This window comes from Mesorhizobium sp. B2-1-3A, assembly GCF_006442655.1.
Taxonomy (GTDB): domain Bacteria; phylum Pseudomonadota; class Alphaproteobacteria; order Rhizobiales; family Rhizobiaceae; genus Mesorhizobium.
Genome location: NZ_VFWK01000007.1, coordinates 367675 through 388187 on the forward strand (window position 1 = coordinate 367675; position 20513 = coordinate 388187).

Annotated in this window: 17 protein-coding genes; 10 read left to right on the forward strand and 7 right to left on the reverse strand. The window is 65.3% G+C overall.

Features of this window, described 5'->3' with window-relative positions; genetic code table 11:
• Positions 1–203: 203 nt before the first annotated feature.
• The 7 genes from FJ977_RS28910 to FJ977_RS28940 all read left to right on the forward strand — a co-directional run bounded on the left by FJ977_RS28910 (position 204) and on the right by FJ977_RS28940 (position 5567).
• Positions 204–632, forward strand: a complete 429-nt coding sequence (locus FJ977_RS28910; RefSeq protein ID WP_140775573.1) for an acid-shock protein — start codon at positions 204–206, stop codon at positions 630–632.
• Positions 633–677: 45 nt separating this feature from the next.
• On the forward strand, positions 678–1214 hold the full coding sequence (locus FJ977_RS28915; RefSeq protein WP_140775575.1) for an RNA polymerase sigma factor: 537 nt from the start codon (positions 678–680) through the stop codon (positions 1212–1214).
• Positions 1215–1333: 119 nt separating this feature from the next.
• Positions 1334–1780: a hypothetical protein gene (locus tag FJ977_RS28920; RefSeq protein WP_246683366.1), complete on the forward strand. Its 447-nt coding sequence runs from the start codon at positions 1334–1336 to the stop codon at positions 1778–1780.
• The gene (locus FJ977_RS28925) at positions 1777–2232 is read left to right on the forward strand and encodes a periplasmic heavy metal sensor (RefSeq protein WP_140775578.1); all 456 of its coding nucleotides are present in this window, start codon (positions 1777–1779) and stop codon (positions 2230–2232) included. Before FJ977_RS28920 ends, FJ977_RS28925 begins: the two co-directional genes overlap by 4 nt.
• Before the next feature lie 109 nt (positions 2233–2341).
• Positions 2342–2620, forward strand: a complete 279-nt coding sequence (locus tag FJ977_RS28930) for a hypothetical protein (protein WP_140775580.1) — start codon at positions 2342–2344, stop codon at positions 2618–2620.
• Positions 2621–2749: 129 nt separating this feature from the next.
• Positions 2750–4282: a DUF1800 family protein gene (locus FJ977_RS28935; protein WP_140775582.1), complete on the forward strand. Its 1533-nt coding sequence runs from the start codon at positions 2750–2752 to the stop codon at positions 4280–4282.
• 46 nt (positions 4283–4328) lie between these two features.
• Complete coding sequence (locus tag FJ977_RS28940) at positions 4329–5567, forward strand: DUF1501 domain-containing protein (RefSeq protein WP_140775584.1); 1239 nt, start codon at positions 4329–4331, stop codon at positions 5565–5567.
• 72 nt (positions 5568–5639) lie between these two features.
• Here the strand turns inward: FJ977_RS28940 and FJ977_RS28945 are convergent, their stop codons facing one another.
• A complete protein-coding gene (locus FJ977_RS28945; protein WP_140775586.1) occupies positions 5640–5906 on the reverse strand; it encodes a hypothetical protein in 267 nt (88 codons plus the stop codon).
• A 330-nt stretch (positions 5907–6236) separates the two neighbouring features.
• Here FJ977_RS28945 and FJ977_RS28950 point away from each other — a divergent pair, with 330 nt between their 5' ends.
• The gene (locus FJ977_RS28950; protein ID WP_140775588.1) at positions 6237–6683 is read left to right on the forward strand and encodes a pyridoxamine 5'-phosphate oxidase family protein; all 447 of its coding nucleotides are present in this window, start codon (positions 6237–6239) and stop codon (positions 6681–6683) included.
• Between the two features lie 126 nt (positions 6684–6809).
• On the opposite strand, the gene FJ977_RS28955 is transcribed toward FJ977_RS28950, so the two are convergent.
• From FJ977_RS28955 to FJ977_RS28980, 6 genes are all read right to left on the reverse strand, one after another.
• The gene (locus tag FJ977_RS28955) at positions 6810–10217 is read right to left on the reverse strand and encodes an acyl-[ACP]--phospholipid O-acyltransferase (RefSeq protein ID WP_140775590.1); all 3408 of its coding nucleotides are present in this window, start codon (positions 10215–10217) and stop codon (positions 6810–6812) included.
• Positions 10218–10477: 260 nt separating this feature from the next.
• Entirely contained in the window at positions 10478–12067 is a 1590-nt protein-coding gene (locus FJ977_RS28960) for an indolepyruvate oxidoreductase subunit beta family protein (RefSeq protein WP_140775592.1), read from the reverse strand.
• Positions 12060–14213 carry an indolepyruvate ferredoxin oxidoreductase subunit alpha gene (locus FJ977_RS28965; protein WP_140775594.1) on the reverse strand — a complete coding sequence of 718 codons (2154 nt, stop codon included), beginning with the start codon at positions 14211–14213 and terminating at the stop codon, positions 12060–12062. The genes FJ977_RS28960 and FJ977_RS28965 overlap by 8 nt, the downstream gene beginning before the upstream one ends.
• A 43-nt stretch (positions 14214–14256) precedes the next feature.
• Positions 14257–14739 (reverse strand): MarR family transcriptional regulator, encoded by a 483-nt coding sequence (locus FJ977_RS28970; protein ID WP_140775596.1) that lies wholly within the window; start codon positions 14737–14739, stop codon positions 14257–14259.
• Positions 14739–16310 (reverse strand): NAD(P)/FAD-dependent oxidoreductase, encoded by a 1572-nt coding sequence (locus FJ977_RS28975; RefSeq protein ID WP_140775598.1) that lies wholly within the window; start codon positions 16308–16310, stop codon positions 14739–14741. Before FJ977_RS28975 ends, FJ977_RS28970 begins: the two co-directional genes overlap by 1 nt.
• Before the next feature lie 62 nt (positions 16311–16372).
• Positions 16373–17164, reverse strand: coding sequence for a cyclase family protein (locus FJ977_RS28980; RefSeq protein ID WP_136619887.1), 792 nt, complete (start codon positions 17162–17164; stop codon positions 16373–16375).
• Between the two features lie 118 nt (positions 17165–17282).
• Here FJ977_RS28980 and FJ977_RS28985 point away from each other — a divergent pair, with 118 nt between their 5' ends.
• Positions 17283–18857, forward strand: a complete 1575-nt coding sequence (locus FJ977_RS28985) for an NAD(P)/FAD-dependent oxidoreductase (protein ID WP_140775600.1) — start codon at positions 17283–17285, stop codon at positions 18855–18857.
• Between the two features lie 108 nt (positions 18858–18965).
• Positions 18966–20495: an ABC transporter substrate-binding protein gene (locus FJ977_RS28990; protein ID WP_140775602.1), complete on the forward strand. Its 1530-nt coding sequence runs from the start codon at positions 18966–18968 to the stop codon at positions 20493–20495.
• Positions 20496–20513 lie beyond the last annotated feature (18 nt).

Sequence of the window (20513 nt, forward strand, 5' to 3'; positions counted from 1 at the left end):
GAGTGGTGGCCGGCCCGGCGTGAATTCAGGCGGCCTCGGATGATGCGTCAAGGTGGTCGCTCTCGGGAGCGATGCAGAATCGGCATCGCAATCGAAGAGATCGGTACAGGCGACCGACGGATTTTCCCGGTCTCGGCGTTTAACGGTTGAAGCGTGACCATGGCATGGGCCGTGGCCGACGCGCCAACCGGAGACGCCGAAGCATGATACGCCGTTCGATCCTTGCCGCTGCCTTGAGCCTGCTGACCGTCGCGGCTCTCGCCCAGACAGCGACACAGCCCCCGGCTGCCACGCCGCCAGCCGCCGCCCCTGCCGCGTCAAATGCCAAGTCTGAACTCACGCTGGCCAAGTTCCAGAAGCGGCGGGAGAAGGCGGTCATGGCCGCCGACACGGACGGTGACGGCAAGATCAGCCTCCTGGAATGGGAAGCCTTTCAAGCCAAGCGCAACGTCAAGGGCGACGCCGCCAAATCCTTCGCGCGTATCGATTCCAATCATGACGGCTTCATCGATCGCGCCGAGCTCGATGCGTTCTTCGCCAAGCGTTTTGCCAGGCTGGACAAGAACGGCGACGGCGTTCTGACGGCCGACGAGATGCCAGGCCACAAATCCGCTCCCAAGCCGGAGCAATGACCAAGAGGCTATGACGCGTGATGGATATCGGGAGTGCGCGAGCCGATGAGCGCCGATCCGGACGAGGAGCTGGTTCGTCGTGTCGGTGCTGGCGATCCCGCGGCGGTGCAGACGCTCGCCGCGCGCAAATTGCCGCGCATCCTTTCCCTTGCCGTGCGCATGCTGGGCGACGCGACGGAGGCCGAGGACGTCGCGCAGGAAACCTTCGTGCGCATCTGGCGTCATGCCTCCAGCTGGCGGCGCGGCAATGCACGCTTCGACAGCTGGATCCACCGGGTGACGCTCAACCTTTGCTACGACCGGTTGCGCCGGCGCCGCGAGGTGGTGACCGACAATCTGCCGGAAATGGCCGACCCTGCCCCGCTTCCCGACGCCCGCGAAGAGCCACATCGGGTCGAGCAAGCCCTGCAGGCGATCGCGCCGCGCCAGCGCGAGGCCATCATCCTGGTCTACTACCAGGAGATGTCCAACATAGAGGCGGCCGCGACCTTGGAGATCAGCGTCGATGCGCTGGAAAGCCTGCTTTCGCGCGGCCGTCGGTCCTTGCAGATGATTCTGGCCAGGGACGGCGTCCATGACTGAGAAAGGGGCGATCATGGATGCCGGACATTCATCGCGCCTTGCGGGCGTCCGGTGGGGACCGGTCCGCCTCGTTTCCAACCCGCGTGGGCACGCGGCACCAAGGGGCAAGGGGAAAACACATGGCTGAAGACATCGAGGACGGCCCGGCAATGGATGCCAAGCGCTTCGCGGCGCTCGCCGAAGCCTATGGCGGCGATCCGCGGCGCTGGCCGCAAGCGGAGCGTGAAGCAGCCACGATCTTTGCTTCAACCGAGGCAGGCCAGGCCATTTCGCGGCATGCCGGCTCGCTTGACGCCCTGCTTGACAGCTATGGCGTCCCGCCTCCCGGCAAGACACTGCACGACACCATCCTGCGGACCGCCGGCCGGCACATCGTCCGGCGCCGGCGTCAGCGGTTCTGGTGGCTCGGGCTGGGGCTGGCCGGCATCGGGCTGGCCGGCGCCATCGCCGGACTGGCCCTGGTGACCGTCGTTACGCCGGAGGTTCAGCCCGATCACTATGTGCTCGACGCCAACGCGACGGCCTTCGGCGACGCCGGACCCGACACGATCGAGGAAGACCTATGAGCACCGGCCGCAACCTCCTCATCGCGTCGGTGGTGTTGAATGTCTTCCTGGCCGGTGCGCTTGCCGGCGGAGCCGTCTGGATAAGAAGCGGCAAGCCGGCCCAGGGTTATTCGCTGGAAGCGGCCGGGGGCCGCCTGCCCGACCAGCAGCGCACGCTGTTCCGCAAGGCGCTGCGCGAGGTCCGCCAAGAGTCGCGCGAAATCATTCGCGATGGCCAGCAGGCGAGGCGCGAGGCGGCCGACCTGCTGCGGCAGCCTGTCCTCGACACGGCGGCCCTGTCGGCTGCGCTCGAGCGGGCCCGCAATGCGGACGTTACCGTGCGCACGCGGCTGGAGCAGCGCATCGTCGAGTTCGCGGCAGCAGCGTCCACCGAGGATCGCAACATGCTGGCGGAGGGCCTCGCGAGACGCAGCGGGACGCAGCCATCCGCAACACCAAAAAAATCGCCGTGACGACCGACGGAAAATGCCGATGGCGCCCGTTTAACGAGATGAAGGGCAGGATCTGCCGGACCACCTGGCGCCGACAGGTTTCAACCTCGGACAACTTCGGAGTTTGGTCATGAACTATCTGGCAAAATACGCGATCACCGCCGCTCTCGCAGTGACCGGAACGGCTGCGACCGTCGCGGCGTCCTCGGCAATGCCGCTGGCGCCGCTTGCCACCCCGGCGGTGGTGGAGCAAGTCGCCTGGGGTTGCGGCCCCGGCTGGCACCCCAACCCCTGGGGGCGCTGCGTGCCCAATCGCGTGGTGGTCTATCCCCGCTATTACTATTGGCACGGCCCGGCTTATTACGCGTGGCATCCGCACCGCCACTGGCACCGCTGGCATCGCTGGTAAGGGCCATCGCTGGTAAGGGCCATGGGGCCGCCCACCGCGCGGCCCCATGATCCCAGCTAAGCAGGCACGAACCGGCTCGAATGGGCTTCAGGCGCTGCTCGCCGGAAGCCCCAGCAATGGAGAGCTGACTTGGCTATCCCGGCCTCCAATTCCCCGCCAGATCCGACCCCAGATCCGACCCTTGTCGCTTTCAACCGCTTCGGGCTCGGGGCAAGGCCCGGCGATCGCGACAGGATTGCCGGCGACCCGCGCGGCTGTCTGAAGGCGGAACTGCGGCAACCCGACGTCGCCCTGATCCCGCTTGACGATCCGGCCTATGCCGGCCTGCTGGGCAGCACGCCGGCTATCCAGGCCAGCATGGCGGCAAATGTCCAGCGCAAGCTCGACCGCGAGCGGATGGCCGCGGCACAGCCGGCGATGGCAACGGCGAGCATCCAGAACATGCCTGCGCCGGTCCAGCCCAAGCCGGTCCAGAGCACACCGGTGCGGGTCGCGCCCGTCCAACCCATGCCGTCGCCCGCCGCCCCGCCAAAGCCAGCCGTTCCGCCGGTCGAGGCCACGCTGTTCCGCGCCGAAGCCCAGGCGCGCTTCGACAAGGCTCTGCGGGCCGATGCCGGCTTTGTCGAACGTCTGGTCTATTTCTGGTCGAACCATTTCTGCGTTTCCGTGGCCAAGGACAACATCGTGCGGGCGAGCGCCGGTGCGTTCGAACGGGAAGCGATCCGCCCTTTCGTGCTCGGCCGTTTCGCCGACATGCTGATGGCCGTGGAGCGGCATCCGGCGATGCTGTTCTATCTCGACAACCAGCAGTCGATCGGCCCGGATTCCCGCGCCGGCAAGAACCGCCAGCGCGGCCTCAACGAGAACCTCGCCCGCGAGATCATGGAACTGCATACGCTCGGCGTCGGCAGCGGCTATACCCAAGCCGATGTCACCAGCTTTGCGCGCATCCTGACCGGCTGGACGATGGCCGGGCGCGAAGGTCGGTTGGGTGAGCCCGGCAGTTCCGTCTTCAACGCCAATGCGCATGAGCCGGGTGACGCGGTTCTGCTCGGCAAGACCTATCCGGCCGGGGGCATGGCCCAGGCCGAGGCGGCACTCAACGACATCGCCAGCCACCCGGCGACGGCGCAGCACATCGCCACCGAGCTTGCCCGCCATTTCATATCCGACGATCCGCCGCCGGCCGCGGTCGCGCGGCTGGCCAAGGTTTTCGCCAAGAGCGACGGCAATCTCAGGGCACTGGCCTCGACCCTCATCGATATGCCGGAGGCCTGGTCGACGCCATTGGCCAAGATGCGCTCGCCGTTCGACTACATCGCCGCCATCCGGCGGGCGGTCGGCCCGGGTCCGGCGAACGATCCCGGCCAATCGCTCGGCTGGCTTAACGCGCTGGGCGAGCCGCTCTGGCAGCCACCGGGACCGAACGGCTTTTCCGACCAGGCGGACAGCTGGGCGTCGGCGGAAGGCATGAAGGTCCGCCTCGACATCGCCTGGCAGGCGGCCCGCCAGGTCAAGGACATAGGCAATCCCAGCGACATGCTCGACGCCGTCATTGGGCCTTCCGCCTCGCCGGAGACGCGGCAGGCGATCGCCCGCGCCGAGTCCAAGCAGCAAGGCCTGGCGCTGCTGCTGATGGCGCCCGAATTCCAGAGACGATAGGTCGAGCGATAGGTCCGGCGCCGACAACTCCCATGGAGACCAAGTCATGAGCCTGCTGTGTGAAACCCCTCATCCCTCCCGCCGCGCCGTGCTGATGGCCGGCGGCGCGCTGTTTGCCTGGGCCTATCTGCCCCGCTTCGCCCGCGCCGCCGACAATCGCGACCCACGCCTGATCGTCATCGTCCTGCGCGGCGCGCTCGACGGCCTGTCGGCGGTCGGCCCGGTCGGCGATCCCGACTATGCGGGCCTGCATGGCGATATAGCTTTGTCGCTCACCGGCCCGCACGCGGCGCTGCCGCTCGATGGTTTCTTCGCGGTCAATCCGGCGATGCCCGTGTTCGCGCGGCTGTTCAAGGCAAGCCAGGCGGCGGTGGTGCATGCGGCCGCGACGGGCTATCGCGAACGCTCGCATTTCGACGGGCAGGATGTGCTGGAAAGCGGTTTTGCCGGAGCCGGCCATGTCGCCACCGGATGGCTCAACCGGGCGCTGGAAAGCCTGCCGGCGGGCGATCGCGTGGCCGCGCTTGGTGGTCTCGCCGTCGGCCCGTCGACGCCGCTGGTGATCCGTGGTGCTGCCCCCGTGCTCGGCTGGGCGCCGCAATCCCTGCCGGAGCCGGCCGGCGACCTCGCGGCGCGGGTTCTCGATCTCTACCAGCATCGCGATCCGGTGCTGTCGGTGGCGCTGCAAAAAGGCCTCGATGCCGACCGTATGGCGCTGGACGACCAGATGGGCGCCAAGGCAATGAAGCCGAAGGGCGGCCTCGACAGCGCCGCCGGCATGCGGCAGGCCGCGCAAGGCGCCGCCAAGCTGATCGCGGCCGATGACGGTCCGCGTGTTGCGGCACTGGCCTTTGACGGCTGGGACACGCATGTCAACGAAGGTGGCGCGACAGGCCGGCTCGCCACGCTGCTCGGCGGCCTCGACGGCGCCTTCGAGGAGTTCGAGAAAGGCCTGGGCGAACGCTGGAAGGACACGGCGATCGTCGCCATCACCGAGTTCGGGCGCACGGCGCAGATCAACGGCACGGTCGGCACCGATCACGGCACCGGCACGGTGGTGCTGCTCGCCGGCGGCGCAATCAAGGGCGGCCGCGTCATCGCCGACTGGCCGGGCTTGAAGCCGGCTCAACTTTACCAGCAGCGCGATCTGGCTCCGACCAGCGATGTCAGGGCGGTGCTGAAGGGATTGCTCGCCGACCAGTTCGGCCTTTCCGCGGCCGTGCTCGGCGACAAGGTGTTTCCGGAGTCGGCGGCGGTGAAGCCGATGCGCGACATCGTCGCCTGATAGCTTGAACGAAAAACACCCGCGCCGTTTCCGGAGCGGGTGTTCCGATCGCCCGTCTGATCGTTTGAAGGATCACCAGCCCCAATAGCCGGGGTGCCAACGGTGGTGCGCCCAGAAGCCGGGATGCCAATGGCGCGCCGGCCGGATCATCATGCGGCGGTTGGGCACGCAATTGCCCCAACGGTTCATGTGCCAGCCGGGACCGCAGCGCCAGCCGACGGTTTCGATCGGCGGCGGCGCGGCACTTGGCGCGGCCATCGGCATGGCCTGCGAGCCGGCGCCGGACAGCATCAAAGTGCCGGCCGCCAGTGCAAGGGGCAGCAAGTATTTTGTGAACATGCGTTGTCTCCGTGGTTTCGTCCCTAACCACCGTGAAACGCGGCGCACGGCCGAAACCCGTCGCAGCGGGACGGATCACATCTTCGTTAGATCAGCAAAGCGTTCCGGGTTCGGCAAACCGTGCCTCGCGATTCATACCGGCTGCGCCCGCCGAAAATTTCAATCGATGGCGGCACGGCTTCGTCATTGACAGGGCAGGCCTCGACCTTTGCAGCATGGCAGATTGATCCAGATCAATGAGCGATGACAGGGCCCCGCGCTATGGTTGATGGAAGCCAATTGACAGATATGCTCAGGCTGAAGGCCAGGTAAGACCAGGAGATCACACCTATGATGATCCGCACGCTCTCTACTTTGGAATGCACGAAATTGCTGGCGACCAACCGCACGGGCCATCTGGCATGCGCGAAGGATGGACAGCCCTACGTCGTGCCCTTCAACTACGCCTACGCCGACAGTCACCTCTATGCATTCTCCCTGCTGGGCAAGAAGATCGACTGGATGCGGGCCAATCCTCTGGTGTGCGCCCAGGTGGAAGAACATACAAAGGGACGCGGATGGAGAAGCGTGATTGTCGACGGCCGCTATGAGGAACTGCCGGACCGGATCGGCCACAAGGTTCAACGAGACCATGCATGGTCGGTGTTGAGCGAGCACGTCGACTGGTGGGAGCCTGGCGCGCTCAAGCCTGTCACGTCTGCCATGTCAGACAGCTTGCCGCACGTCTTTTTCCGTATCCTTGTCGAAAAGGTTTCTGGGCGGGAAGCAAGCGAATAGGTCTTGTCCACCGTTCGATGCATGCACCCGGCGCCGCCTCGCGCAGGCGGCGTCGTGACCTTGGACGGAATCGAACGTCGACAGCACGCAGGAGACTTTCGACTGGGTGTCGCTGTCGGCCTTTGATCACGCGGCCTCGACCTTGGCGACCGGCACATCCTCCCCACGCACAAGTTTGGTCACGCCGGCAAAGTCGAGCTTGCCGGAGCCGAGCACCGGCACTTTCTGGACGACGCGAACTTCGGCGGGCACCATCAGGTCCATGGCACCGTTCGCCTTGGCGAACGCCAGGAACTCGGCACGTGTGGCGCCGGGGGCTTCGGTGATGAGAATGAGCTTCTCGCCCTTGCGCGCATCCGCCACAGCCGCAACGGCCGACAACGAGCCCTTCCACAATTCACCCGCCAGCGCTTCGACGGCGGCGAGCGAAATCATCTCGCCACCGATCTTGGCGAAACGCTTGGCGCGGCCGCGAATGGTGATGAACCCTCCGTCGTCGACCGAGACGACGTCACCAGTGTCATGCCAGCCATCCGGCAGCGGTTCGAGCACGCCAGGTCTCTCGGCGCGCAGATAACCCGCCATCACGTTCGGCCCACGGACATGCAGCCGGCCGCCATCGTCGACACCTGGCACCGGATCGAGACGATACTCCATGCCGGGCATGATCTTGCCGACGCTGCCGGAGCGGTTGTACATCGGCGTGTTGATGGAGATCACCGGTGCGGTCTCGGTGACGCCATAGCCTTCCAGGATGCGCACGCCGAACTTCTCCATATAGGTCATGCGCGTGGACGCCTTGACCGGTTCCGCGCCGGCAAAGCAATAGCGTATCGAGCGGAAGTCGTACGGGTGCGCGGTCCGCGCATAACCGCTGAGGAACGTGTCGGTGCCGAAGATGATCGTCGCGTTGGATGCGTAGATCAGTTCCGGCACGATGCGGTAGTGCAGCGGCGACGGGTAGAAATAGACCGGCACGCCCGAAATCAGCGGCAGCACCGTACCGGCCGTCATGCCGAAGGAATGGAAGATCGGCAGCACGTTGAACACCTTGTCGCCCGAGTGGAAGTCGATGCGCGAAGCCGCCTGCGCGGCATTGGCCAGGATGTTGCGGTGGGTCAGCACAACGCCCTTCGGAGTGCCTTCCGAACCCGAAGTGAACAGGATTACTGCCGGGTCGTTGGGCTTGCGCGGCGCGCGCGGCGTCGACTTGCGCAACAGGCCGAGCAGCTTGTCCTTGAGACCGATCGTCTTGCGCAAATCGTCGAGCCAGACGATGTCGACCGAGCGGCCGATTTCCTCGACCACCGCGCCGAGCTTTGCCTGCTCGACAAACGCGCGGGACGTGAGCACCGTGCGCACCTCGGCGGCCTTGCAGGCGGACAGGATGTTGGCGGCACCCGCGGTGAAGTTGATCATCGCCGGCACCTTGCCAGCCGACATCACGCCAAGCAGGGTTGCGCATGAGCCGTTGGCGTTGGGCAGCATGACGCCGAGCGTCTGCTGATCGGCATAAAGGTTCTTAAATTTCTCGCCAAGCACGGCGGCCGCCGTCAGCAGCTTGCCATAGCTTAGCGAGCCGGTGACCGGATCCTGCACGGCGAGCCGTTTCATGCCGCGTTCGTTCGCGGTCAGGATGATCTTCTCCAGAACCGTCCTGTTGATGTCCTGGGTGCGGAAGACGAGATCCGACATGACCTGATAGAGGGCAGCACCAGCCGCGGCGCGGCGCTGGCGGCCTTTCAGCGCGGGCGGCACTTCCAGCTTGACCGGCTCCAGAATGGTCACCTTGACCTTCGGGAACAGACGGCGGCGCACATGCTGCGACGTCAGCCGGGAGAATGGGCTTTTCTCCAGCCCGTCGATGCGGATCGGCACGACCATCGAGCCGGTCTTGTCGGCCACCATGGCGGCGCCGTCATAGACCTTCATCAGCCCGCCGGTGACGGTGATGCGGCCTTCGGGGAAGATGACCAGCGGATCGCCGCCCTGCACGATCTTGATCAGCGTGCGGGTCGACATCGGCTTGGCCGGGTTGAGCGGCAAGGCGCGGGCGAGCTTCATGAACGGCTTCATCCACCAGGCCTGTGCGATGGTGTAGTCGATGGCGAAGACCGGCTCCTCATCGGTCAGCGTCAAGGCGAGCGGACCGTCGAGGAAGCTGACATGGTTGAGCGCCAGGATCGGCGCCTTGCCGGCCGCCTTGAGGTTCTCCATGCCCTCGACCTCCAGGCGCAGGAAGGCGCGAAATAGGATGGAGACGAAGTCGCGGAACGCGTTGGTCGGCAGGAATTTCAGCATCAGCCAGGCTGCAATGGCATTGGCCACGGCCAAGCCGAACAGGATGCCGCCGGTGGAGACTTTCGTCTGGATCACGGCGACAACAATGCCGCCGACCGTCATGAAGCCGGCATTGACGATGCTGACGGCGGCGACGACGCGGGCGCGGCGCGCTTCAGGCGACCAGGCCTGCACGGCAGCGAAAGTCGGCACGACGAGGAAGGCGCTGGCGATGGCCATGCCGGCGAGGTCGATCGCGACACGGATCGTGTTTGGCCCGGCGAAGAACAGGGCAAGGGTCTCGGCCCTCGGCGAGGGCTGCATGCTCCAGATGGTCCAGGCCAGATGCAGGCCGAACAGCGCCAGCAGGGCCGTGCCGACCGGCGCGGGCAGAAGCACGATGCGCCCCTGCGACATCCAGGCGGCGATTGCCGAACCGATGGCGATCGAGACGGCAAAGACCGCGAGATAGACGGTGACGGCGATCTCGTCGCCGCCGAGCGAATCCTTGATCAAGGTCGGCAGGATCGACAGCACGATGGCGCCGATCAGCCAGAACCATGAAGTCATCAGGCCGGCGCGCCAGATGCGCTTGTCGGTGCGCAACTCGCTGACCTGGCGCCAGGTCGAGCGAAAGATATTTTTGTCGATGACAAGGTCGGGCGCCGCGGAACCCGTGGACGGAATGTAGCGGCTGACGAACCAGCAACCGACCGCCAAGGCCATCATGATCGGCCCGAACACCGTGACGCCGATGCCATCGGCCGAGACGACGCCGCCGGCAATGGTGCCGCCGAGGATGGCGGCAAAAGTGGCCGACTCGATCCAGGCGTTGGCCTTGGGTAGTTCCTTGCGCTCGAGGTGATCGGGCAGGATGCCGTATTTGATCGGCCCAAACAGCGCCGAGATGATGCCGAACATCAGCAACGCCGTCATCAGCACGGGGATCGACGACAGCGCGATGCCGGCGACAGAGACACCCGCCGCGGCAATCTCGGCGAATTTCAGCCGCCGGGCGATAAGGGCCTTGTCGAAGCGGTCGGCGATCTCGCCGCCAAGCGCGGACAACAACAGGAAGGGCGCCATGAAGACAGCCCCCGCCAAAGTGACCAGCGAAGCCGCCTGATCGGCGGCCAGCGTGAAAAGTATCAGGAACACCAGCGTGTTCTTGAGGAAATTGTCGTTGAAGGCGGACAGGAACTGCGTCCAGAACAGGGGCGCAAAGCGCCGGGACAACATCAGATGCGTGTTCATGGCGATTTCCATTTGGCGGAACCCTAAGACGCGTGCCGGGGGCCCTGCGGGGTTACAGGCGCTATTTCAATCTCAGTGATATCAGTGAGCTGATTAAACTTCCTTACTGCGCTTGACGCCCATCCATGGCTTTCGGTTGCCGGAAATGAACATCGTTCACAATGGGAGCTTATCATTTTTTGAACAGCGTTCAAGCAAAAAATGAACAATGTTCATTACAGATGGAAACAGCGACGGCGGCCAGCGGCGTTTGTAAGGGGTCAGGGCGCCCCGGTTGCCGGACCTGGTCCGAGCGTCGCCACTGTCTTCAGCGCGCCGTCGAGCATGTCGCCCTTTTCGTCCTTCAGCGCCGCCTCGCGCAGGCGGCGGATCCAGTCGGCGGCATCGGCTCGGCCCTTGAGCATGGGAAGCGCCGACAGCACGCGGTCGAATTTCGACTGGGCGCGCACATGGGTATCGCTGTAGCCCTTGATCAGCCGGCGGCAATTGAGGATTTCAACGGCGAGCGCATAGTCCTGGGACGCATGGGCAAGCGCCAGCGCGTACCAGCGATCGAGATGGCTCATCTCGACCTTGTGGCGCAGCAGGCTGCGGCGCCAGCGGCGCAGGCCGCCGATGAACCAGAGGGCCGCAAAGCCGGCGAAACTGTCGGTGCGGATGCGGCGGCCATGGTTGATGCGCCGGTCGAGGAAGGCGGCGAGTTTCGGCCGGTTCTCGATGTAGCTGCCGAGCCCCGCCGGCAGCGTGCCGCAGAATTCCTCGATGCGCGGATGGAAATATTCGGTCACCTGCAGGACCGAGCCTTCCTTGACCCCTACCTCCTTGCGCACACGCCGATCACGGGTCGAACGCGTCTTCAGATCGGCAACGCGGATCATGTCGTCGTAGCAGAGCGCGTTGGCGAGATGCTTGGCGGCGGCGATGGACAGCGCGTGGCCATGACCGGCGCTGTCCAGCGCGACGGCCTTGTCCAGCCGGTCGAGATACTCGCCACCATAGGCGATGTCCTGATAGTCGACGACCTTCCTCAGGCCCCGTAGCGCCATGTCGCGCACGGCGACGGGCATCAGGTCGATGCGAGCGGCGAGCACCTGCCAGCCCTGCAGCAGGCTTTGCGGACCACTCACCTGTCCGGCACCCAGGACGGATTCCGCGACAGCCGGTTCACCTGGCTTTGACGCCGGCGCGGCCGTGCCGCGCGCGCGGTCAAACGCGGCGCCAAAGGCGGCAAGGCTCGCCTTGACGCCACGGCCCCCGGCGCCAATCGCCTGCTCATAGCTTTCGCGCGTGAACGGCAACGCGTCCGACCCTGCCAGCGCGCCGAGCAGGCTGGCCGAGATCATCGAACCGTTGTCGGCGGCGATCTTTTCCATGTCGAAGGCGATAAAGCGCTTCGATGCGGCCTCCGCCGTCGCATGCACCTTGGAGGACGAGGCCCGGCCATCGCCCGGTTCGATCTTTTCCGACACGGCGGCGATGCGATGCGACGAAGCGATCAGCGTCGTGCGCTCGGGCGTGACGAAGCCGCGGATGATGGCGCGGCCGGCCTCCATCAATTCAGCGGCGATCAGGATGTCGACATCGCCTTGCGAGGGCGACAGCGCGAAGACCGGCAGCCTGCCGGTGTCGCGGGCCATCTCGACATAGTAGATGGTGGCGCCGGTGCGCTGGGCGACGCCGGCGACCGAGGTCGATTGCGCGACATAACCATTGCGCTCGGCAACGTCGGTAATCCAATCGGCCAGCACGCCGCCGCCCTGGCCACCGACAGCCAGCACGGCGAGCTTGATGACGCGCTCGTCGTCCTGGGCGCCGGCCCTGGCGCGGAATGGCGGGACAGCGTCAAGCATCGGCGAAGGTCAGGCGCCGGCTTTCGCGGCGGCGTTGCAACAGGCTGATCACGGCGCGGCGCGCGCTTTCCAGGAAGCGGTCCCAACGGCTCGGATTGTGCACGACGTCGGCACGATAGAAGGACGGGCAGAGCACCGCCGCATCGGCGACCTCGCCGCAATTGCCGCAACCGACACAGTTCTGGTCGATGGACGCCACCGGATCGTCGCGTAGCGGATCGTCGAGCGACTTGACCGACAGCGACGGGCAGCCGGACAGCCGCATGCAGGCATGGTCGCCGGTGCAGATGTCCTCATCGACGCCGAATTTCGGTTTGACGATCCTTGTCCCGCCCTTGATCGCCTTGTCGACCAGCGGTTTTTCGCGGCGCTGGCGGTTGAGCATGCATTCGGACGAGGCGACGATGACCTTCGGCCCCTTCTCCTCCGTCGTCAGCGCCTCGCGCAGCGTGGCTTGCATCTTGCCGACATCGTAGGTGCGGTCGACATGACGCAGCCATTTGACGCCCATGCCCTTCACCGCTTCGGTGATCGGATGTTTTGTCGACTTGGTCTTGTTGCCCGCGCGCGACGACAGGATGTCCTGCCCACCAGTGGCAGCCGAATAGAAATTGTCGACGATGACAATGATGCCGTCATTCTTGTTGAACACGGCATTGCCGATCGAGGAGGTCAGGCCGTTGTGCCAGAAGCCGCCATCGCCGACGAAGGAGATCGAGCGGCGCTTGGCGTCGGGCGAATTGAACGCCGAGGCCGAAGCCGGGCCGAGACCATAGCCCATCGTGGTGGCGCCGAGTTCGAAAGGCGGCATGATCGAGAACAGGTGGCAGCCTATGTCGGACGCGATGTGGTGCTTGCCAAGTTCATGCTCGACCAGCTTTGTCGCGGCAAAGATCGGCCGCTCCGGGCAGCCGATGCAGAAGCCCGGCGGACGACCCGGCACGACATTGATCAGGTCGGCTGTGTCGACGCCGTCGCCGACCTTGTTGGGCGCACGCACCTCGCCCGGCAAGAGATGCGGCGCCTCGGCGCGCAGGAACGTACCAATGCCGTCGAGCATGACCTGGCCGGTGTATTCGCCAGCCATCGGCAGATATTCCTTGCCGACCAGCCTCGTGCCCCGCCCGGCCTTGTGCAGCATCGCGGCAAAGGCCTGTTCGATGTAGTTCGGCTGGCCTTCCTCGACGACCAGCACCGCCTGCTTGCCCTCGCAGAACGACAGGAATTCGTCATCGATCAAGGGATAGACGGCGTTGAGCACATAAAGCGGCACATCGGTGTCGCCATAAGTGTCGGCAAGACCGAGACGCTGCAAGGCACGGATGACCGAATTATACATGCCACCCTGCATGACGATGCCGACCGAGCCGTGGTCCGACCCGAAGAATTCGTTGATCTTGTTCTTGGCGATGAAATCCACCGCCGCTGGCCAGCGCTTCGCCACTTTCTCCTTCTCATGCAGGAAGGAGGCGGGCGGCAGCACGATGCGGCCGGTGTCGCGGCGCGGCGCTTCGAGCGCGTCGGCCACTGTCATCGGTGGGCGCTTGTTGTCCTTGGCGATGAAATGGCCGTGGACGTGGCAGCAGCGGATGCGCACCTGCAGCATGACCGGCGTGTTGGAGACCTCGGACAGCTCGAAGCCGTCCTCCACCGCCTTGACGATCGACGGCAGGTTCGGGCGCGGGTCGAGCAGCCAGACCTGGCTCTTCATGGCGAAGGCATGGCTGCGCTCCTGCATGATCGAGGAGCCCTCGCCATAGTCCTCGCCGACGATGATCAGCGCGCCGCCGGTGACGCCGCCGGACGCGAGGTTGGCAAGCGCGTCGGAGGCGACATTGGTGCCGACGGTCGACTTGAAGGTCGCCGCGCCCCGGATCGGATAATGCACCGAGGCGGCCAGCATGGCGGTGGCGGTCGCTTCCGAGGCGCTGGCCTCGAAATGCACGCCGAGCTCGCCCAGAATGTCCTGCGCGTCGGCCAGCACGTCCATCAGATGGCTGATCGGCGCGCCCTGATAGCCGCCGACATAACCGACGCCGCATTGCAGCAGCGCCTTGGTGATGGCGAGGATGCCTTCGCCGGCGAATTCCTCGCCTGTGCCGAGCCTGAGTTTCTCGACTTCCTTGGCAAAAGACCGTTCGGCCATTTTTTATCCTTCCGTTACCGCCAGGCGTTGGCAGCGCGTAGGTCTAGATGTCGTGCTTGCGAATGTTCTTCAGCATCTTCTGCAGCGTCGTGATGAGGGCTGCGTATTCGGCATCGTCGACATCGTCGAACATCGCCTCGAACGCATCATGCATGGCCGGCCAGGCGCGCGTGAACTCGGCGCGACCCTCGTCGGTCAGGAACACATGGCGGATGCGGCTGTCGGTGACGCCTTGCTCGCGCCGCACGAAGCCTTGCCCCTCCAGCGTGTCGAGCGTGCGGCTCAAGGTCGACTGCTCGATGACCGTATAGACCGAGAGGTCGTTGACGGTGACGCCGTCCGTGACCGACAGAACGGCCAGCGTGCGCACCTGCGGAATGGTCAGGCCCTGCTTGCGGAAATCGTCGCGCAAGGTGGCGTTGTAGCGGCCCATGATGCGGTTCATCAGATAGGGCGCGAATTGCTGCAGGCCGATCTGCCCAAGGGTCGAGATGCGCTGGCGCTTTTCCGCAACCTTCTGCTCCATCACAGCCTCCCCGCCAGGAGAAAGCCGGAGCCGCCGCCGAGGCCGGCACCGGGATGGGTCGAGGCGCCGATATGGTAGAGGTTCTTGATGCCGGTCTGGTGGTTGCGGCTGGTCTTGAACGGCCGCCACAGGAAGGACTGGTCGATGGTCGAGGAGCCGCCATAAGGGTCGCCCCCGACCAGATTGATGTTCATCGCCTCAAGATCGGCCGGCGAATAGGCGCGGCGCGCGATCACGCTGTCCTTGAAGCCGTCGATGTGGCCGGCGAGGATCGCTTCGGCGCGGTCAGCGTAGGCCTCGCGCAGCGCTTCGGTCCATTGCCCGTCAGCCGGGGCCTGCAGCTTGCCGGCGGCGTCGCCCTTGATATACCGGGGCGCCTCGGGCAGTTGCAGCCACAGGATCGCCTTGCCCGCCGGACAGCGCGAGGGATCGAGCGCATGCGGCTGGCCGACACAGATGGTGGGCACCTCCGGCAGCATGCCGCGCGCCGCCTCGTTGCAGGCCTTGGAGACGCCATCCAGTCCCGGCGTCAGATGCAGCAACGCCACCTTGTCCAGCCCCTCGCAGCGCCATGCCGGCGGCTTGTCGAGGGCGTAATGGATCTGGAAGTTGCCCTTGCCGTAGCGATATTTCCGCGTCGCATCGACATCGGCTTGGGCGGCATCCTTGCCGAGCAGCCGACCGTAAAGCTGCGTCGGCGTGACCGAGCAGATCACGCTCTTCTTCGCATGAACCGTTTCGCCCGAGGCCAGCCGCACGCCGGTGGCACGGCCTCCATCCAGGATGATGGAAGCAACGTCCACTCCCGTGGAGATGACGCCGCCGCGCTCGGTGATCAATGCCTCGAAAGCCGATAGCAGGTTCTTCGCCCCGCCCTTGACGATCGGCGCACCGGCCGCCTCGAGCGCGAAGGCAATCACCTTGGCGATCTGGCCGGAGAACGCATCCTCGGGCCCCAGCCCGGCATGCAGTACCCAGGGCGCCCAGAGCGCCCGGATGGTTTCGGACTGGTAGGTGCTTTCCAGCCAGCCACGCGCCGGCACCAGGGCGTCGCCGAGAAAGGCGGCAAGGCCGCGCGAGCCACGCCGCCAGGCATCACCGGCCAGAAGCTTCGCCGTCGGATAAGACCAGAGCGCTCCGCCGAGCAGACCGAACAGCAGGCCGGCATTGCGCTCGATGCCGCCGACATCGTCCGCGTGCCGATCGCCGTCACCCGCCGCGATTGCGTTGAGTGCGGCGACATTGGCGGCGCGGTCGGTGCCGAGCACCGCGTGGCTGCCGTCCGGCCGAAGCACGCCGGTCGGCGTTGCCGTGTGGCAGAACTCCAGCCCATGCCGGGCAAGGTCGGCGCCCAGCGCCGCGAAGGCCGGCGAAGTGATGAACAGCACGAAGGTCGTCGCCATCACATCGTGGACGAAGCCGGGCGCGGTGATCTCCTCGGTGCGCATGCAGCCGCCGATGCGGTCGTTGCGCTCGAGAACGAGCACATCAGCGCCCTTGCCGCCAAGCATCGCCGCGCAAACCAGCGCGTTGATGCCGCTGCCGACGATGATGTGGTCGGGCGCTTTCATTGACAGTTTCTCTCGACCGTCGGGCCTGCGCGCATGATCTTCTCCCGAAGACCCACCTCGCTCTATTTGCCCGATACCAGCGCCAATGCGCGGATCGGGCTGCCGGTGCCGTGCTCGATCTTGAGCGGCGCCGCAATCAGGATCGCGCCCTTCGGCGGCAACTGATCGAGGTTGCAGAGGCTGGCGAGGCCGTAGCGGTTGGCCTTGTGCATCAGCGTGTGCGCCGGGAATGGCGGCTCCATGCCGCCGGCCTTGCCGGCGTCGGTGCCAATGGTCTCCGAACCCCAGCCCTTGATGTCCTTGCTGATCAGGAACTGGATGGCTTCAGCCGTCGGGCCGGGCGTATGCGGGCCGGTCTCGTTGGCGTTGAGGAACTCGGCTTCCGAGCCGTTGCGCTTGTACCAGTCGGTGCGCATCACCACCCACTCGCCGGCGTTGATGGCGCCATGCTTGGCTTCCCATGCCTTGATGTGGTCGACGGTGAGCAGGAAATCGGGATCGGCGGCGGCTTCCTTCGAGCAGTCGATGACATTGACCGGGCCGACGAAGTTCTGCGCCGGAATGGTGTCGGTGGCGCCGTCCGGGTAATCCTTGCCGCTGATCCAGTGCTGGGGCGCATCGAAATGCGTGCCCGAATGCTCGCCAAGCTTCAGCCAGTTCCATGCCCACCAGGGACCGTTCTTGTCGTAGCGGGAGATGTTGTGGATCTCGACTTTCGGCGTGTCGACCGCGAGTTCCGGCGGCAGCTTGATCAGCGGTGTATCGGGACCGAGCGGTGCCGACAGGTCGACCACCTTGATGGCGCCGGAAAGAAGCTGGCCGGCGACCTCGCCGAGGAGTTTTTGGGTGTCCATGGTCTCTGTTCCCTCTTTTCGATGATGATCAAGGCTCGTCTCGGCCCTTAATATCCTACTAGACGAAAACATATGCATCTGCAATTATCTTTAAGCATAAAGGAAATGGGAACGGGGCGTGAGCGAGTTCGACGCCATCTTTGTCGGGGCGGGCCATAATAGTCTGGCATGCGCCGCGCATCTTGCGCTCAAAGGCTGGAAAACCGGGATTTTTGAGCGCAGCGCAACAATCGGCGGCGCTGTCCAAACCCGCGAATTCACCCTTCCCGGCTTCCGCCACGATTTCGGCGCGATGAATCTGAGCCTGTTTGCAGGCTCCGCCTTCCATCGGAAATATGCAAATGAATTGAAAGCGCAGGGGCTGGAGTTCGCGCCCGTCGCCGACTGTTTTGCCAGCGCCTTTCCGGATGGACGCTGGTTCGGCGTCAGCAACGATCTGGAAAAGACCGCGGCGCGCATGGCGGCTTTCTCCACTGCGGACGCCGCGACATGGCGCAAGCTGGTCGCCGCCTTTCCGGCGGAGGCCGAGCATCTGTTCCGACTGCTCGGCTCGCCGATGGGTGCCCGCGCGCTTGCCGGCACGGCGTGGAACCTGTGGCGCAAGAAGGGTGTCACCGGCGCACTCGACACCGGTCGGCTGCTGTTGTCGTCGCCACGCGCATGGCTGGAGGAGACTTTCGAGTCCCCCCATGTGCGGGCAACGCTCGCCACCTGGGGCATGCATCTCGATTTCGCGCCCGATATCGCCGGCGGTGCGGTGTTTCCCTACCTGGAATCGATGGCCAACCAGAGTTTCGGCATGGTGCTGGGCAAGGGCGGGGCCGATACCATCATCCGGGCTCTGGCCGGCATGGTGACCTCCGCCGGCGGCCAGATCGTCACTGGCGCCGATGTGGCCGAGATCACGGTATCCGGCGGCAAGGCGACGGGGGTGCGGCTCGCTTCCGGTGAGACGCATACCGCCACCAGGGCGGTGATCGCAGGCGTCGCGCCCCGGGCACTGACTGGCAAGCTGCTGCCCAACGGGTCCGGCGACGCCGGCTTCGACACGGCGATGAAGAAATTCCGCCACGCACCAGGCACGATGATGATCCACCTGGCGCTCAACGATCTGCCGGACTGGAGCGCGGGGGCCGAGCTTCGGCAGTTCGCCTATGTGCATCTATCACCGTCGCTCGATGCGATGTCGCGGACCTATCAGCAGGCGATGGCGGGCATGCTGCCGGACGAGCCGGTGCTGGTCGTCGGCCAGCCCTCGGCGATCGACCCGTCGCGCGCGCCTCAGGGCAAGCATGTGCTGTGGGTGCAGGTGCGCATGCTGCCAGCCGACATCCTGGGTGATGCATCGGCCAGGATCGCGCCCGCGCATTGGGATCAGGTCAAGGAGGCCTATGCCGAGCGCGTGCTCGATATCATCGAGACCTATGCGCCCGGCCTGCGGGGCAAAATTCTCGGGCGGGCGGTGTTCTCGCCCATCGACCTCGAACGCGAGAACCCGAACCTCGTCGGCGGCGACCAGGTCTGCGGCAGCCACCATCTGGCACAGAACTTTCTGTTCCGCCCGGCGCGCGGCTATGCCGGCTGGAACACGCCGGTCAATAATCTGCATCTAACGGGCGCCGCGACATGGCCGGGCGCCGGCACCGGTGCGGCCTCGGGCTTCATGCTCGCGCAACAGGTTGGCGGGAGGTAGGCCGACGATTTATCGAGGTGACGAGAGGCAAGGCGCTGCTGTCCACGAAGCCTGAACCAATGACCTGACACTGCCGCGCAACGACAATAACCAACAAGGGGAACGACCATGACAATCACCAGACGCGAATTGCTTGGATACAGTGCCGCCGCACTTGGTGTGGCCGCCATCGGCCTGCCGCGGATCGCCAAGGCGGCCGCCGGCGAACTGACCATCGCCTACAATGTCAACCTGCCCTCCTGGGATCCGACCACCGGACCCTCGGCCGTCAACCCGACGATCCAGGGCCTGTATCAATCAGTCTTCGACCAGTTCATTCCGCAGAAGCCGGACCTGTCCTTCGCGCCGGGCCTGCTCACCGAATGGGGCTGGAACGACGACCGCACCAAGGTGACGATGACGGTGCGCGAAGGCGTGACCTGGCACGACGGCTCGCCGTTCACGCCCGAGGACGTGGTCTGGTCGCTGCAGCGGGCAGGCGACGAAAAGACCGGCAATCCGATCCAGTTCGTCTGGAAGAACGTCAACAACTTCAAGATCGACGGCAACAAGATCACCGGCGACGTGGTGCAGTTCGACCCGGTCTATTTCAAGTGGATGTCGTTCCTGACCGGCTACATCCTGCCGAAGGCCTATTACGAGAAGGTCGGCGCCGAAGGTTTCGAGAAGGCGCCGATCGGCACCGGCCCGTACATGGTCGAAAAATTCGAGCGCAACGCCTTCCTGCGGCTCAAGGCCAATCCGAACTATTGGGGCGGCAAGCCGGCCTTCGAGAATGTGACGATCAAGTTCGTCACCGACGCGGCGAGCCGCGTGGCCGAGATCGAGTCCGGCTCCTCGCAGGTGACACTCGAAATCCCGTACGAGGAATATGACCGGCTGATCGCCAAGGACGGGCTGGCCGGCTCGTGCAAGAACGTCTCCGACATCGGCATGATCTTCTTCAACAACAAGGACGCCATGCTGGACAAGAATGTCCGCCAGGCGGCCGTGATGGCGGTGGACAAGGAGCTTCTGGTCAAGCGGCTGCTGCGTGGCTACGGCCAGCCGATCGCGACGCTGGAGACGCCCGAATACGCGGCCTTCGATCCATCGATCAAGGTCGAGCACAATCCGGAAAAGGCGAAGGAGTTGCTGGCGGCCTCCGGCTACTCGCCGGAGAAGCCGGCCAAGGTCACCATCCAGACGACCAAGGGCTTCAAGCCCAAGGACTACGAGATGGTGCAGGCGATCGTCGGCATGTGGCGCAAGGTCGGCATCGAGGCGACGATCGAGGTCTACGAGATTGCCAAGCACTATGAACTGCGCGCCGCGCACAAGCTGGCGCCGGCGGCCTTCTACAACTGGGGCAACGCCATCGGCGATCCGACCACCTCGACCGGTTTCGCCATGTTCGGGCCGTCGCCGCACTCGTCCTGGAAGACCGACGACCTCGACGCCAAGATCGGTCCCCTCTGGGGCGAGAAGGACGAGGCCAAGCGCATCGCCGGCTGGAAGGCGGTCGACAAATACATCGCCGAGCAGGCCTATGTGCTGCCGCTGCTGCAGTTCGCCCAGCCGATCGTGCACGCCAAGGGCGTCAACGTCGTGCAGCATATCTCCGGCGCGCTGCTGCCGGCGCTGATGACCCCGGCCTGATATCGGCCTGGAATTGCC